The 14,439-nt window shown below is 63.6% G+C and carries 15 protein-coding genes and 2 pseudogenes; 9 read left to right on the top strand and 8 right to left on the bottom strand.

The window, feature by feature from the left end:
* Nucleotides 1-15: 15 nt before the first annotated feature.
* Genes ACUWEX_RS08275 through ACUWEX_RS08285 form a run of 3 tightly spaced genes read right to left on the bottom strand, consistent with a single transcriptional unit; the run spans nucleotide 16 to nucleotide 3,525 of the window.
* Nucleotides 16-2,472: a phosphoketolase family protein gene (locus ACUWEX_RS08275; RefSeq protein WP_445995915.1), complete on the bottom strand. Its 2,457-nt coding sequence runs from the start codon at nucleotides 2,470-2,472 to the stop codon at nucleotides 16-18.
* Between the two features lie 58 nt (nucleotides 2,473-2,530).
* Nucleotides 2,531-2,761 (bottom strand): DUF2283 domain-containing protein, encoded by a 231-nt coding sequence (locus ACUWEX_RS08280; RefSeq protein WP_445995916.1) that lies wholly within the window; start codon nucleotides 2,759-2,761, stop codon nucleotides 2,531-2,533.
* Nucleotides 2,762-2,811: 50 nt separating this feature from the next.
* Nucleotides 2,812-3,525 carry a LuxR C-terminal-related transcriptional regulator gene (locus tag ACUWEX_RS08285; protein ID WP_445995917.1) on the bottom strand — a complete coding sequence of 238 codons (714 nt, stop codon included), beginning with the start codon at nucleotides 3,523-3,525 and terminating at the stop codon, nucleotides 2,812-2,814.
* Between the two features lie 157 nt (nucleotides 3,526-3,682).
* Here ACUWEX_RS08285 and ACUWEX_RS08290 point away from each other — a divergent pair, with 157 nt between their 5' ends.
* The gene (locus ACUWEX_RS08290; RefSeq protein ID WP_445995918.1) at nucleotides 3,683-4,948 is read left to right on the top strand and encodes a sensor histidine kinase; all 1,266 of its coding nucleotides are present in this window, start codon (nucleotides 3,683-3,685) and stop codon (nucleotides 4,946-4,948) included.
* 178 nt (nucleotides 4,949-5,126) lie between these two features.
* Nucleotides 5,127-5,603, top strand: coding sequence for a VanZ family protein (locus tag ACUWEX_RS08295; protein ID WP_445995919.1), 477 nt, complete (start codon nucleotides 5,127-5,129; stop codon nucleotides 5,601-5,603).
* Between the two features lie 46 nt (nucleotides 5,604-5,649).
* Here ACUWEX_RS08295 and ACUWEX_RS08300 read toward each other — a convergent pair whose 3' ends face one another.
* Entirely contained in the window at nucleotides 5,650-6,093 is a 444-nt protein-coding gene (locus ACUWEX_RS08300; RefSeq protein ID WP_445995920.1) for a hypothetical protein, read from the bottom strand.
* A 900-nt stretch (nucleotides 6,094-6,993) separates the two neighbouring features.
* On the opposite strand from ACUWEX_RS08300, the gene ACUWEX_RS08305 reads away from it, so the two are divergent.
* Both ACUWEX_RS08305 and ACUWEX_RS08310 read left to right on the top strand, forming a co-directional pair.
* On the top strand, nucleotides 6,994-7,398 hold the full coding sequence (locus ACUWEX_RS08305) for a hypothetical protein (protein WP_445995921.1): 405 nt from the start codon (nucleotides 6,994-6,996) through the stop codon (nucleotides 7,396-7,398).
* Between the two features lie 177 nt (nucleotides 7,399-7,575).
* The gene (locus ACUWEX_RS08310; protein ID WP_445995922.1) at nucleotides 7,576-8,142 is read left to right on the top strand and encodes a hypothetical protein; all 567 of its coding nucleotides are present in this window, start codon (nucleotides 7,576-7,578) and stop codon (nucleotides 8,140-8,142) included.
* 6 nt (nucleotides 8,143-8,148) lie between these two features.
* Here the strand turns inward: ACUWEX_RS08310 and ACUWEX_RS08315 are convergent, their stop codons facing one another.
* From ACUWEX_RS08315 to ACUWEX_RS08325, 3 genes and pseudogenes are all read right to left on the bottom strand, one after another.
* Nucleotides 8,149-8,466 carry an A1S_2505 family phage non-structural protein gene (locus ACUWEX_RS08315; RefSeq protein ID WP_445995923.1) on the bottom strand — a complete coding sequence of 106 codons (318 nt, stop codon included), beginning with the start codon at nucleotides 8,464-8,466 and terminating at the stop codon, nucleotides 8,149-8,151.
* A gap of 63 nt (nucleotides 8,467-8,529) precedes the next feature.
* Nucleotides 8,530-9,144, bottom strand: a complete 615-nt coding sequence (locus ACUWEX_RS08320) for a recombinase family protein (RefSeq protein WP_445995924.1) — start codon at nucleotides 9,142-9,144, stop codon at nucleotides 8,530-8,532.
* A gap of 133 nt (nucleotides 9,145-9,277) precedes the next feature.
* A pseudogene (locus tag ACUWEX_RS08325) lies at nucleotides 9,278-9,787 on the bottom strand (AAA family ATPase); the annotation flags it as partial.
* Here ACUWEX_RS08325 and ACUWEX_RS08330 point away from each other — a divergent pair.
* Nucleotides 9,758-10,030: a flavin reductase gene (locus tag ACUWEX_RS08330; protein ID WP_445997627.1), complete on the top strand. Its 273-nt coding sequence runs from the start codon at nucleotides 9,758-9,760 to the stop codon at nucleotides 10,028-10,030. The pseudogene ACUWEX_RS08325 and the gene ACUWEX_RS08330 overlap by 30 nt on opposite strands.
* Nucleotides 10,031-10,042: 12 nt before the next feature.
* Here ACUWEX_RS08330 and ACUWEX_RS08335 read toward each other — a convergent pair whose 3' ends face one another.
* On the bottom strand, nucleotides 10,043-10,804 hold the full coding sequence (locus ACUWEX_RS08335) for an NADPH-dependent F420 reductase (RefSeq protein WP_445997628.1): 762 nt from the start codon (nucleotides 10,802-10,804) through the stop codon (nucleotides 10,043-10,045).
* A 55-nt stretch (nucleotides 10,805-10,859) separates the two neighbouring features.
* Between ACUWEX_RS08335 and ACUWEX_RS08340 the strand changes: the two genes are divergently transcribed.
* From ACUWEX_RS08340 to ACUWEX_RS08355, 4 genes and pseudogenes are all read left to right on the top strand, one after another.
* Nucleotides 10,860-11,237 carry a MerR family transcriptional regulator gene (locus tag ACUWEX_RS08340; protein ID WP_445995925.1) on the top strand — a complete coding sequence of 126 codons (378 nt, stop codon included), beginning with the start codon at nucleotides 10,860-10,862 and terminating at the stop codon, nucleotides 11,235-11,237.
* 131 nt (nucleotides 11,238-11,368) lie between these two features.
* Nucleotides 11,369-12,577, top strand: coding sequence for an MFS transporter (locus tag ACUWEX_RS08345; protein WP_445995926.1), 1,209 nt, complete (start codon nucleotides 11,369-11,371; stop codon nucleotides 12,575-12,577).
* Nucleotides 12,578-12,632: 55 nt separating this feature from the next.
* Nucleotides 12,633-13,964, top strand: coding sequence for an NtaA/DmoA family FMN-dependent monooxygenase (locus tag ACUWEX_RS08350; RefSeq protein ID WP_445995927.1), 1,332 nt, complete (start codon nucleotides 12,633-12,635; stop codon nucleotides 13,962-13,964).
* A 154-nt stretch (nucleotides 13,965-14,118) separates the two neighbouring features.
* A pseudogene (locus ACUWEX_RS08355) lies at nucleotides 14,119-14,424 on the top strand (aldo/keto reductase); the annotation flags it as partial.
* Between the last annotated feature and the right edge of the window lie 15 nt (nucleotides 14,425-14,439).

The following is a 14,439-nucleotide window of genomic DNA, read 5'->3' on the forward strand; positions in this document are numbered from 1 at the left end:
TGCTGATATACGAGTCTAGCGTTCCGGGTGGAACTCCCATTCGGTGACATCGGGGTGGTCTTCACCCTTGTCGTAGGCGTAGCGCCGAGCCTCGACCCGGGCGGCCTGCCACGTGTCGACGAGGGCCGTGGGGACATCGCGCCCCTTCTCGGAGAGGCGCTTCACCGCATCCATCGCCAGCGTGTAGCGATCGATCTCGTTGAGCATGACCATGTCGAAGGGTGTGGTCGTCGTGCCCTTCTCGGCAAAACCGTGCACGTGCATATCGTCGTGGTTGTGCCGGCGGTAGGCGAGCTGGTGCACGAGCGACGGGTAGCCGTGGAACGCGAACACGACGGGCACGTTCTCGGGGAAGATGGCGTCGTATTCGACGTCGGGCATGCCGTGCGGGTGCGCCTTCTCGTCCTGCAGCCGCATAAGGTCGACGACGTTGACGAAGCGCACGCGCACGCCGTCCACGTTCTCGCGGATGAGCTGGGCGGCCGCGATGGCCTCGAGGGTGGGCACATCGCCGGCCGACGCGAAGATGACGTTGGGCGCAGCATCCGCGCCGGTGTGGTCGCCCGTGGACGATGCCGCCTCGTTGCCGGCCCAGGGCCACACGCCCATGCCGTGCTCGACGTGCTCGCGCGCGGCGTCGATGTCGAGCCAGGACTGCTGCTGTTGTTTGCCCGCCACGATGACCGTGATGCGATCGGTCGTGCCGAACACGCCCGCGCCCACGTGCAGCAGGGTGTTGGCGTCCGGCGGCAGGTAGACCCGCACGAGGTGCGCCTGTTTGTTGACGACGAGGTTCAAGAAGCCCGGGTCTTGGTGAGAGAAGCCGTTGTGGTCTTGGCGCCAGACGTGCGATGAGAGCAGGTAGACGAAGGGGGAGATGGGCTCGCGCCACTCGACCTCGGCCGCCGATTCGAGCCACTTGGCGTGCTGGTTGAACATGCTGTCAACGATGTGCACGAAGGCTTCGTAAGTGTTGATGAGGCCGTGGCGACCGGTGAGGATGTAGCCCTCGAGCATGCCGTGCAGCAGGTGTTCGCTGAGCACCTCGGTGACGCGGCCCGTGTGCGCCAGGTGCTGGTCGGTGGGCTTGATCTCGGCCGCCCACACCTTGTCGGTGACCTCGTAGACGGCCTGCAGGCGGTTCGAGGCGGTCTCGTCGGGGCCGAAGATGCGGAACGTATGCGGGTTCTCGCGCACGACCTCGGCCAGCCACTTTCCCCAGGTGCCCGTGGCCGACACGAGTTCGCCCTTGTTCGGGGGAGCGGGCACGGCGTGCGGCTCGACGGCCGGCAGAACGAGCGGATGCCGCAGCTCGCCGCCATTCGCGTGCGGCGTGGCACTCATGCGCCGTTCGCCCTCGGGCGCCAGCGAGCGGATGTCGGCGGCGGGCACGGCGTTCTCGTCGAACAGCTCGTCGGCGCGGTAGGAGCGCATCCAGTCTTCGAGGATGCGCAGGTGCTCGGGGTTCTCGCGCACGCCATCGACCGGGATCTGGTGCGCGCGCCACGTGTTCTCGACGGGTTCGCCGTCGACCTCTTTCGGGCCCGTCCAGCCTTTCGGTGTGCGCAGGATGATCATGGGCCACGCGGGGCGGTCGGTGTGACCCGCGTCTCGCGCATCCGACCAGATCTGTTCGATGCGGGCGACGGCGGCGTCGAGAGCGCGGGCCATGCGGGCGTGCACGAGCATGGGGTCTTCGCCATCGAAACCGCCCGACACGATGACGGGCTCATAGCCGTAGCCGCGGAATAGTGAGAGAAGCTCACTTTCGCCGATGCGCGCGAGCAGCGTGGGGTTGGCGATCTTGTAGCCGTTGAGGTTCAGTATGGGCAGCACCGCGCCGTCGTTCTTCGCGTCGATGAGCTTGTTCGCGTGCCAGCTCGTGGCCAGCGGGCCCGTTTCGGCCTCGCCGTCGCCCACGACACACGCCGCGATGAGGCGCGGGTTGTCGAGCACCGCGCCGTAGGCGTGCGACAGCGAATAGCCCAGCTCGCCGCCCTCGTTGATCGAGCCCGGGGTTTCGGGCGCCGCGTGCGAGGGGATGCCGCCGGGGAAGCTGAACTGGTGGAACAGCGCCGCGAGGCCCTCGACCCCCTGGCCGAGGTGCGGGAACCGCTCGCTGTAGGTGCCGTCGAGCCACGTGTTGGCGACCATGGCCGGGCCGCCGTGCCCCGGACCGCAGATGTAGAGGTACTCGTTGTCGGTGTGCTGGATGACGCGGTTCAGGTGCGCGTAGATGAAGCTCAGGGCGGGGGAGGTGCCCCAGTGGCCGAGCAGGCGCGGCTTGATCTGCTCAGGCGTGAGCGGCTCGGTGAGGAGCGGGTTGCCGAGCAGGTAGATCTGACCCACCGTGAGGTAGTTGGCGGCGCGCCACCAGCGGTCGACGATCTCGAGCTCGGGGGCCGACGGGGTCGACGATGCGGGGGAGGCGAAGGCGGAGGTGCTGGCGGACGAACGTGGGCTGTCGGTCATCCTTCGACGCTAGGCGAGTGGCCGGGCCCCCACAAGGGACTAGCGACGGTGCCTTCGGTCACTTCTCCGGGAGCACGGCCTGCGTCAAAACTTCGGGGGTGAGGCCGTCTCGAGCGCCCAACACCTCCACACCCAGGAGGCGACCGCTCTCATCGAAGTCCAGAACGACCTGCGTCACGCCATTGGGCGTCTCGATGAACCCGACCTGCCGTGCCGCCTGCCCGGGCGCCACCGCGTCGACGATGCGGATGTACGCGGCATCGGCCTCTGCGTCATAGGAGATCTGCATCGTCAGCCTTTCGTAACCGTGATGATGTGGCCGCCCTATTTTATCGAGGACTAGCTGTCGCGGCCGGTTTCTGCCAGGAGCGTGAGGGCGGCGAGGACGCGCGGGTTTTTGGCCGAGTCGGCGGGCACGCCGAGGATGCTGTAGATGCTCGTCAGGTGATTCTGCACCGATTTCTCGGCGATGCCGAGCCGGGCGGCGATGCCCTGGTTCGAGAGGCCCTGCGCGAGCAGCTGCAGCACGGCGTACTGCCGGTCGGTGAGGCGGTGCAGCACCGAGTCGGCGCGCGGCGCCGCGTGGGCCAAGAGTTCGGGGTCGAGCATGGAGTCGCCGCGCGCCGACGCCTCGACGGCCGCGAACAGCGTCTCCGATGTGAGCGCCGACTTCTTCGAGAGGTAGCTCCATCCACCCCGCATGTCTTCGGGCATCTCGAGCAGCATGTCCATGAGGTCGTAGGCCGAGAGCAGCACGATGCCGAGCTCGGGGGTCTGACGTTTGAGGCTGACACCGAGGCTGACGCCGTTGCCGTCGGGCAGCTCGATGTCCATCGTGAGCACGTCGACCGTGCCGGGCAGGAAGAGTTTGCGCGCATGAGCGACCGTGGTCGCGCGGCCGACGAGCCGGGTGCGGGGATGCTTGTCGATCAGGTCGCCGAGCATTCCGTTGAAGAGAGGCTGATCTTCGACCACGCCGACGCGCAGGGGAGTGACGCCCTCGGATGACCGCGACGTTCCGCCTGCGCGCGGCGTGCGCTCCGAGATGTCCATGTGACGAGTATGCCCGGTCGAATGCGTGCGGAGGGGGAGGAAACTCTCGGCGCTACGCACCCCGCAACCGCGTCCAGGGACGAGGTCGACGCGCAGGCCCCCAAAATAGGCACGCCGAATGCTGCCGAAAACGACAATCCTTTGAGAAAATCGAGGGGTGGGGATCAGAAGACCGGCGCGGGGGCTGGCACAATCACGTGCCGACGGCGCCGACGGGCTGGATCACGACGACCGCAAAGACCGCATCAGCGACTCACGGTCGTTCGTCGTCGCCTCGGGCGCCGTCGCCCTGGCCTTCGGCATCGGTACCGCCCTGCAAACCGTCTACATCTTCGCCTGGGTTGCGCCCGGCGGCTCGCGCGGCATGCTCTTCGAGCGCATCACCGCGAACGTCGTCGGCATCGGGGGAGCAGTACTCCTTCTCGGCTTCCTGCTCATGACCCGGTGGGGCCCGTCGCTGCACGAGTGGTGGCGGCCCCGGGTGCTCGCGCTCACGTTCGCGGTGTCGTGCGCGGCCGGGCTGGTGCGGGTGGGGCTGCAGCTGCTGCTCGGGGTGTATCGCTCGCCGACCATCGACGTCGTGCTCGTCGAATTCGGGGCCTCGGTGGCCACGCTCATGGTGTGCGGCGCCTTCGGTTTCGCCGTCTCGGCCGCCCGCCGCAGGACCCGCCACGAAGAACGCGAGCAGACCGCGCAACGGCGGGCCGCCGACCTGGCACTGCAGGCGCTTCAAGGCGAGGAACTGCGCGTAAAAAGCGAGGTCGCAGAGGGTTTACACGGCACCGTGCAGCAACGGCTCGTGTTCATCGCTGCAAGCCTCGACGAGCTGGCGAAACGAGTGCACGCGGGGGAGCAACTCTCCGAGGAGGACATCCGGTCGGTCGAACGCCGGGTGGATGAATTGCGCGAGCGGGATGTCCGTGCCACGAGTCGCCTGCTCTCGCCGCCGTTGCTCGAGGTGGGTGTGGCACCTAGCATCCGCGCCATTCTGCAGCGCCTGCCGACGAGCATCATCACCAAGTTCGACGTGTCGCGCGAGTTCCGTGCGCTCGACGATCCCGCCGATAACGCCATCGGGCTCTCGCAACGATCGCTGCTCGTGCGGAGTCTCGAGGAGGGCATCACGAATGCTCTGAAGCACGGCGCGGCTGACAGCATCCGTGTGTCGTTGTCGGTCGTCGACGGCGTCGAGCCAGCCGGAAAACGAATCGTTCTCACCGTCTTTGACAACGGCGTCGGAATCGCTCCGGATCCGTCCATCGACGGCGGATTGCTGTCGTTGTCCAGGCGCATCCAGGCGTTCCAGGGTGACATGAAGATCGGCCCCGGCAACGAGGGCGGCACGGCATTGCGCGTGTCACTGCCGGCACCCGAGCCGTCTCGAAACGAGCCCGAGAAGGACCCCGCTTCCACTCTTCGATAAAGTGCCGATAATGCACATTATGTCAAGAAGGGTGTCTGCTCCCCATCGCTGCACTACTCAGTGGGCCGCGCGGCCCGGTTGACGACATCGGGGCGGCTTGCGTCGCCGATATGGTGGCTAAGTGCTATCGGACCTTCTACTGCATCTCCCCTGGCTCCCTCTGCTTGTTCTGATGGGGATGACTGTCGCCGGTTTGCTTATTGGGTCCCGAATCGTCCGCCACAAACGCACTGTGAATGCCTGCGCAGCCATCTCCACGGTCACAATCCTGGGGCTCACGCTATATCCCGACGGTGACCCCTCAGCTGACGTGGGTTGCGCGGTTGAACTGCCCTACATCAGCGCTACATCCGTGGAATCACTGGCGAACATCATCCTGTTTATCCCGGTGGTCTTTTTTGTGGGCCTAAAGATTCGCCGGCCGGCCCTTGCTTTCGGGTTCGGCGTCGCTTTGTCAGCGATCATCGAGATCCTGCAGGGCACTGTGCTTGGGATAGGTCGCGCGTGCGACACCGGCGACCTCGTGACCAATAGCATCGGCGCTGCGATCGGGGCCACACTGTCATACGTGGCGATCAGACGCACCCACCGTGCTGACAGGTCAGCGGTGCGAGTGCAATCAGATGGGGAAGAGAAGATCACCGCTAAAGAGTGACCGGCACTTCGCGCGCGTTCAAGGTCCGCGACGGTTTTGACTACGTTCAATCTTCTACTACAGGCTTTGGACTAGTGGCGCTCTCGGCGGCAGGGGTCCATCCGAGCCATCCGTCCGGACTGGCAATAACAGCCCAGTCACCGCAGGAATAGACCTCGTCCTCGCCATAGACGTCCGGTGCGTTCTCGACCTGCATTGTGGGCGCGGAGAGTCTCGGTGTCGCGACACACTCATTTGGGTCGAGATCCTGCGCGCTGGTCAGAAGAACTGTGGCGGCATCGCCAGCTGTGCCTCGCACTTGGGTGATCGCCGTTGCGTCGGAGGGAATCCACGATGGGGAGTCCTCGGGCATGGTTTTCAATGAGTCTGCGGTTGTTGTCACCCGGTTGCTGACGGCGTCTTCGATGGGGGCACACCCGGCTAGTCCTGCTATGCCAAGGATGGCGATGAAGGGAACTACTACCGAACGGGTGATGGTCGTCGCGTGCATGTGTGGGCCTTTGAGGGTCAGTGAGTGACTGTGATTTGCGCTGTGGTGAAGCGGTTATCTCAAAGGTACGAAAGGAGTCGGTATCTCGCGTCAACCTGAGGCAGTAACGACCGTCAGTCCGTAGGATGACTCATCGGCCGGCGATGCGCCGAACAGACCTAATCACAATCATGTGGCAGGGAGCTCGTTTTGATCGTCGATGAAAAAATCGCCTGGGTAGACGGGGCTTGTGGAGCGAAGCGATCGCCTTCTCTGTTAGCGATTGTCGTGCCCGCGGGCCCGGCATTGGCGACGCCTCGGAGAATGTGGGGACAAGCGTCTGGCGGGATCTGTGTAAACGAACGGTGTTGCGGGACAGCAAGTACATGGCCATTCGTCTTTATCCCAGCGTTATGGCCGCAATCTTCGAACTCAGCTCCAGCTCGAACGCTCAATGCCGGTCGCCCTCGCAGGTCTCCCCTGCGACCGCCTCGGCCCTATCGTTCAACTCGTTCGTGAATCAGGAGAACAAGCTGACACGAGCAAGTCATAAACGTTCGTTCGTGACCGGCCGCAGGTAGGGGCGTGGGATAGTCTCGCTTGGTCAGATGGGCGTCACTCTTCTAGGCGTGACTCTGTTTATCGTGGGCGGAGGGTTCGTAGGCCTTCACTGGTGGGTGCCAGCCATCCTCTGCTTTGCCGGCGCCGTAGCGGTCTTCATTTGGGCACGTCGTAGGCTCGCCCGGAGCTACGAGGATGTTGCACGATCAGAAGACGACGCACCCTAACCATGCAGTGGGGGGTGGAACGAACAGATCAGCAGACCTTCCCCGCGGCACAGTGGAGCGATGAGGCTCGATACGATTCTCACCCACGCCGAAGACGTGTTGCAAGGCGCAACTGCATTGTTAGGCTCCCGAAATGGGGACCATTGATCGGCACGCAGCGGGAAAACGATCCGGGAAGACCTTGTTTCCGGCTTTCGGGATTGGCCTGTTGATCATTGCAGTGCCCGTCTTCGCACCGTTGGTTGCAGTCGGGCTGTTTCGTTCCGCGCTGTTATGTATCAGCGGCGAGGATGGCGGGCCGTGGGGTCCCTATGATCCGCGCCATCCTTCGCCGCCAAATCCAGTTTGCTCAAATGGGGATGCCTGGCTATACGCCGGCGCCCCCACACTCACATTGCTCCTAGTTGGGTTGATTGCAGTTTCGTTAATCGTTTTGTATCGACGCCCGTTGTTCTTGCTAATACCGGTGCCCATACTTATCGCGCTGCTGCCTCTTCCGTATCTCTGGCTCGTGAACGCCACCGGCGATTGGTGGTAGGCGCAACTACTAATCCGCGTCAGATCTTGACGGAGGAAGCGGCAGCGCAACTTCAGCTGTCGTGTCACCGCGAGCTGAACGACGATCGCGGGCGCGATACAGGGTGCCTCGCGACACCCCGAAGATGTCTGCCACCTCGCTCATCGTGTGTGCGCCACCGTGAGGAATAGTGGAGTCATGAAACTGAACACGATTCTCGACCGCACTGACACTGATGAGGTCTTGCGGGAGATAGCCGCGTTGCCGACTTATCGAACGGTGCAGGTTCGAGGAGTTAGGCAGGAAAGCCCCTCGGTTCATTATCAATTCTATGCGGAACTCGATCGGGTGAACGAGAGCTGGTACTACTTCCGCGACGTCGCCGGCGGTCAGGCTCGCAGCTACTCCGACGGGGTGATCCGGTCATCTGACCCGGCTATCGAGGTCGACTACCCTCGCGGAATGCCATCCGAGATGCAGATGCTCGATCCGCGGCACTTGCATATGTGGGGCGGCCATTCGAGCTTCTACCCAATCCTGGCGCAGGACATCGGACAGCACTCTTCGCTGATCACTTTCGAGCACACCGACGACCCGGCCACTCGGCCCACGCTGGCCATCGACAAGCGAACCGGCATCGCGAGTCGAATGGTGAACCTAGGCGAGATCACGATCCTCACCGATGTCCGTGTCAACGTCCCGCTCATCAGACCGGAATCCGTCACGTTCAAGCCGATCACCGATTTGATTCGGCCGAACTACTGAACGGAGTCACAACACATCGATGAAGCGTTGCGGCAGGGCCACGTTCGGTCCCGCGTGCGCGAAGTGCGGCGCGACTTGATCGGGCGTGTACCCGGCGATCCCGCATCCGATCTCGGTGACGAGGAACGTCTGGTCCCGATGAGCTCGGGCGTAAGCAAGGAAGGACGCGATACTGGCCATCATGTGGTTTATGCCCGACATCGTGTTGATTCCGAAAGAGTCACCTTGAGGGCCTGTGCCCTGGCCCCAGATTGCACCGAAGTTCTCATAGGCGAACCGTGCAGCGCCGCCGCCGTGTAACCCTTCGGCATTCGAACCGAACACGAACACCTCCCCCGGTGCCAGCGATCGAATATCAGCCGGCGTTGTCCGTCGACTCACCACAGCTCACTCCCCCTCGACGCGTGGAAGAGCAACAACAGACGTCCGATCTCCGCGGGTAACCCGGCGATCACGCGCTCGATACAGCGTTCCGCGAGAAACACCAAACAGCGAAGCCACCTCCCCCATCGTGTGGTCGCCGCTATCAATCAGCGCGAGAGCATGAGCTTCTCGACGAGCGGTTAGCTTTGGCGCACGGCCTTTGAGCCGTCCCTTAGCTTTAGCTACTGCCATGCCTTCCTTAGTTCGCGCGCGAATGAGGTCCGATTCAAACTCAGCCATCGTCGCCAACACATTGAAGAACAACCGCCCCGTAGGGGATGTTGGGTCGTAGATCTCGCCTCCGATACTGAGGCGTACTCCCCCGCGTGCCAGTTCGTCGGCGATATCTCGAGCATCGGGCATCGACCGCGCAAGCCGGTCAAGCTTCGTCACGATGAACGTGTCACCTTGCCGGCACGCCGATAGTGCAGCCGTGAGATCCGGCCGGTTCCGATTACGCCCGGTGAGGCCCTGGTCGACGTAGATCCTGTCAGTATCGACGCCAAGGGCGCGCAGCGCGTTGGTCTGCGCCGTGGTGTCTTGCTCATCCGCCGATACGCGCGCATAGCCGATCAGCACGGCCGCTCCCTAGGTTGTTCCGTTTGGGGTACCCAACCAGCACATCTTATCGGACGGGGTATACGGACACGCAACTAGTCGGATCTGTGGAGTTTGGCGCTTTTTGGCGGTGTTCTGTGATCGCTTTGTGTCGCTAGTTGCCGATGACGAGGATGCTGGCGGCGGCCTCGATGACGTCGTCCGTGATGGTGTCCAGTTGGTTGATCTTGAGGACTCGGTTGATCTGAGGGAATAGTCGTTCGAGGAGGCGGAAGTTGCCGCGGGTGATGCGTTCGATGGCGGCGATGGCTTGCGCGTCGGTGAAGTCATCGGGGTCGAGAGTCCTGCCGAGTCGCTTCCAATGACGGTCCAGGACGAATAGGAGTTCTTCGCGTCCGAGGGCTCGGTATTGGTGTGAGAATCCGAGCCGGCTGTAGAGCTGGGGGTAGTGGCGGAATCGTTCGTCGATTCCCGGCATCCCGATCAGGATCATCGCGAGCTGGGTTCGGGCGTGTCTGTCCCGAAGCATCTCGAGCGCGGTTGGGGTGAGTCGTTCGGCTTCGTCGATGATGAGCAGCTCAACGTGGCTGGTCATATTTCCCATCTTTCGTGGGGTTGGTTCGTTGGCGTGGATGTGCTCGTCGGCGCAGATGCCAACTTTGATCTGCCAGTAGTCGATGTCCTTCGGCAACCTGCTAATGAACGTTTTCAGGGGATCGATCTAAGTACCGATGGCGGAGCGGCGCACATTCGCGATGCTCTCGCGACGATCACCGTCGCGCCCCGCACGGTGGTTGAGGCGGGAGACCACGATCTCGTTCTCCTCGAAGTGCTTCATCTGCACAGAGATGAGACGCAGCGGCCGCTCGTCTTCTTCGATAGCGCCACACACCGGCTGTCGCATTGAAGAAGTTACATGTCAGTAGACGGCGCGGTTCAGCTGGGTGAGATAGTCGGCACTGACGCTGCCGTCCGTCTCGATCCGTTCCTGCACTGCAGCCATGACAAGGTCTCGGCGCTGTGGAGCGGCCGTGGCATTCGCGGCATCGAGGAGAGCGGCGATCTCGTCTGCGGGGCGCGCTGTGCAGTACACGGGGGTGCCGGGCTGCTGCCGCCATGACTCGGCGAGCGAACCGGCGTCGACTACGTCCAGACCCGTCTGTGCGATGAGTTCCATCGTGACGCGCTTTGCGTCGATGTTGTCTCCGGCCACGGGGATGGCGATGCGCTCGGCCGTTCCGCTCTCGGTCGATGCTGCCTCGAGCGGCCCCGAGCCGACAGCGTTCCATGCTTTGACGATCGGTCGGCCGAGCTGTTCGGCAACCCACTCGCTCTCGGTCTGCCCGTTATCAATCGAGGCGATGCGCTGATCGCGCTGCGGGTAATAGTTCGAGGTGTCAATCACGATCGCGCCGGTCGGCGCTTGAGTCACCAGAGGAGCCAAGTCGGGCACGCGGTGCAGGGGGACGGACAAAATCAGGACGTCGACGTCCCGGACAGCGTCGACCGCCTCGACGGCCCGGGCGCCACCGCGGAGCGCCGTGGCACTGATCGTCTCCGGTCCTCGCGAGTTCGCGATCATCACGTCGTGACCGGCCGTAGCCAGTCGGTCGGACAGGATGGAGCCGATCGCGCCAGCGCCGAGGATTCCGATTCTCATAGACAAAACCTTTCTCTTGATGTGCTCCTGGTAGTCTTGACCATGACATTAGTGTCAAGGTCAAGAGGAGTGCTCTATGAAGATTGGCGAGCTCGCCGCTTGTACCGGAGCGCCAGCCCGGATGCTGCGGTACTACGAAGCAAAAGGCCTCATCCAGCCCGTGCGCCTGCATAACGGGTACCGCGACTACGGCGACTACCTCGTTGATCGAGTCATCAAAATCCGCGGGCTGCTCGATGCCGGGATACCCACTCGGGTCATCGGCGAGATCCTGCCCTGCTTCGACAGGCCCGATTTGGTGGTCCCCGTCGATCCGGACCCGAGGCTCCGGGAAACACTGGTGCGGCAACGCGAGCGTATGTCCGAGAACATCCGTGTTCTGTCCGAGAATCGCACTGCGATCGATCGGTACATCGCCTCTATCGACGAAGTGCTTAGCGCCCATTCGGCCTGAGGTGGCAACGCCCGGGTGGTGAGCCGGCTGCGTCAGCGATCTGTTCACCGGGGAACGGATGGCGGCCCGAAGATGCGGATTTTCCATACAGCTTGACCTTGACACTAGTGACAAGGTTAGAGAATTGCGGGATGTCAAAGATCTCGCCACCCGCTACACGCTCTTCCGCGCCTGCGCGACTTCCCCTCGGCGCCCTGTTAGCACTCGCCACCAGCGGATTCCTAACCGTCATGCTCGAGACACTCCCCGCGGGCGTCCTTCCCGCCCTCAGCCGCGACTTGGGTGTCGAGGAGGCGACTGCCGGACAGACGGTCACCTTCTATGCGCTCGGAGCGCTGCTGGGAGCTATCCCAATCATCAGCGCGACGATGGGGTGGCCCCGTCGGCGTCTGCTCGTGACCGCGTTGAGCGGGTACGTCCTCACCAGCCTTATCGTCGCGGTGTCGCCGGTCTTCGCGGTGACCTTGGCCGCGAGATTCATCGCCGGCGTCTTCGCCGGAGTCCTCTGGGGAATCCTGGCGGGATACGTCGGTCGCATCGTCGATCCGACGCAACGCGGCCGCGCCCTGACGATCGGACTCTCCGGCACCCCGATCGCCCTCGCGTTCGGCACCCCCGCAGGGACCCTGCTCGCCACAGCGGTCGGCTGGCGACTCACTTTCGTGATCATGGCCGTCTTCACCGTCGCGGTGCTGGTCTGGGTCCTCGTTGTAGTTCCACCCCTCCCGGGCCAGGAGCGACACGAGCGCACGACTGCGCTTCAGGCACTTCGTCTTCCCGGTGTCCTGCCGATTATCGCCGTCGCTCTGCTCTTCTTCTCGGGTCACGCCCTGCTGTACACCTACATCGCGCCGTTCCTCGCCCTTGCGGGAATGGGCGGCTCCGTCAGCGCGGTCCTCCTCGTGTTCGGAGTCTCGGCTCTCGTCGGACTCTGGGCAACCGGACTTCTGATCGACCGGCATCTGCGCCTGCTCATGCTGGTCAGCACTGCAGTGTTCGCACTCGCGGTCCTCGTGCTAGGGCTGGCCACGAGCGCGCCCGTCGCGATCATCATCAGCATCGCTGCGTGGGGTGTCGCCTTCGGCGGATCGGGAAGCCTTCAGCAGACCGCTTTGACGAATGCGTCCGGCACCGCCGTCGACGCCGCGCAGTCGGTCCTCGTCACCGGCCTGAACCTGGGGATTGCGGTGGGCGGGATCCTCGGAGGACTCGTCCTAACCGGGATCGGGGCGGGCGCACTGCCCTTCGCGACGCTGGCACTGCTCGTGGTCGTACTCGTCATCGTCACCGCGGGACGACGACACGCCTTCCCGGCGCGAGGCCTGACAGACCCGTCGTAACCAGACTCCATCACTTAACACCGAACGCACGGCTCGCAGGAAGGGAACCCGGGCAATGACCCCGAAGAAGACGATGTTGATCAGCATGCAGCTGGGCAACGGATACGGAGCCCCAACGCTCGCCTGGCGTGCACCTCACGTCGATCCACGCAATTACACGAACCCCGACGCCTACGTGCGGTACGCGCAGGCAGCGGAGCGGGGAAAGTTCCACTTCTTGTTCCTGCCGGACATGCTCACGCAGAGCCAGCGATCCGATCAAGATTCACCCATGCTGACAATGGACCCGTTCATCACCATGGCGATCATGGCTCGGGAAACCCAGAAGATCGGCTTCGTGTCGACAGCGTCTACGACGTTCTACGAGCCGTATAACCTTGCGCGCCAGCTGAAGACGCTCGATGTAATTAGCGGCGGACGCATCGGATGGAACGCGATCACGACGTCCGATGAGGGCTCCGCGGCCAACTTCGGTACCTCGATCGCCGGCCGCGACGAGCGCTATGGTCGCGCTCAAGAGGTCGTCCAGATCGTCCAGGCCCTCTGGGGCAGCTGGCAACAAGACGCGTGGGTCGCGGATCAGGAGTCGGGGGTCTTCGCCGACCTAACGAAGATCCAGCCCATCAATCTTCAAGGCCGATACGTCGCCTCCCGCGGCCCCCTGGAGATCCCACCCTCGAAGCAGGGCCAGCCCGTCGTCTTCCACGCCGGGCAGAGTCCTCACAGCCTGGCGCTGGCGGGCCGCTTCGCGAATGGGGTGATCGGGAACACCCACTCCATCGAGGACTCGATCCGCCAGCGCTCCAACGTTCGGCGGGCGGCGGAGCAAGCGGGCCGCAACCCCGACGACATCAAGTACTTCGCAGGAATCAGCCCGACCATCGCGCCCACAAAGCGCGAGGCGCTTGACCGGCGCGGTCTCTTCGTTGAACCCCATATCCGCCAGCAAGTCGGCTACCTCGGGATGATGCTGGGCATTCCACTGACCATGACCGACCTCGACAGGTCTTTGAGCGCATCAGAGCGCGCAGCAGCTAAAGCAACCCCGTCGGACCCACGATCGGCGACAGCCCTGGAAATCGCTCGAGAAGGGTGGAGTGTCCGTGACATCCTCTACCACGGCGTCATCGACTACCACCCCGCCCCCGTGGGCCCTCCGCAGCTCACCGCCGACCACATGCAGGAGTGGTTCGAGGCCGGCGCCTGCGACGGATTCTGGCTCAACCCCGACGTCTACGAGGACGGCATCGACGCGTTCGTCGACGGAGTCGTGCCTCTGCTCCAGCAACGAGGCGTCTTCCACCTCGACTACGACGGAGACACCCTCCGGGATCACCTCGGTGTGCCGTACCAGTACGGCATGAATGACGACGTCTCCGTGCCGTGACCGACATCCGACCGCAGCAAACGAACGCACGTACCCCTAACCCCCCACCAACGGAAAGTTTTTCATGATCAACCCAAATCCCTTCCCCAATAAGGCCCCTGCCAGGTTCCTTTTGGGCGGCGATCTCGCCGTGTCTCGTCTCGGCTACGGCACTATGCAGCTCACCGGTCCAGGAACGTGGGGGGAGCCCGCGGACCGCGATAACGCCATCCGGGTGATCCTTCGGGCGGCCGAGCTCGGTGTTACTTTCTTCGACAGTGCGGATGCCTACGGGCCGGATGTCACGAGCGGCATCCTCCGCGACGCACTTCGTCCGTACGCCGATGACATCGTCGTTGCGACGAAGGTGGGCCAGACCCGCCAAGGCCCTGACCAGTGGCGTCCGAACGGTACGCCAGCTCACTTGCGGCAGCAAGTAGAGGGGGAACTTCGACACCTCGATGTTGACCGCATCGATCTGCTCCAGCTTCACCGC

This window comes from Okibacterium fritillariae, from assembly GCF_052783725.1.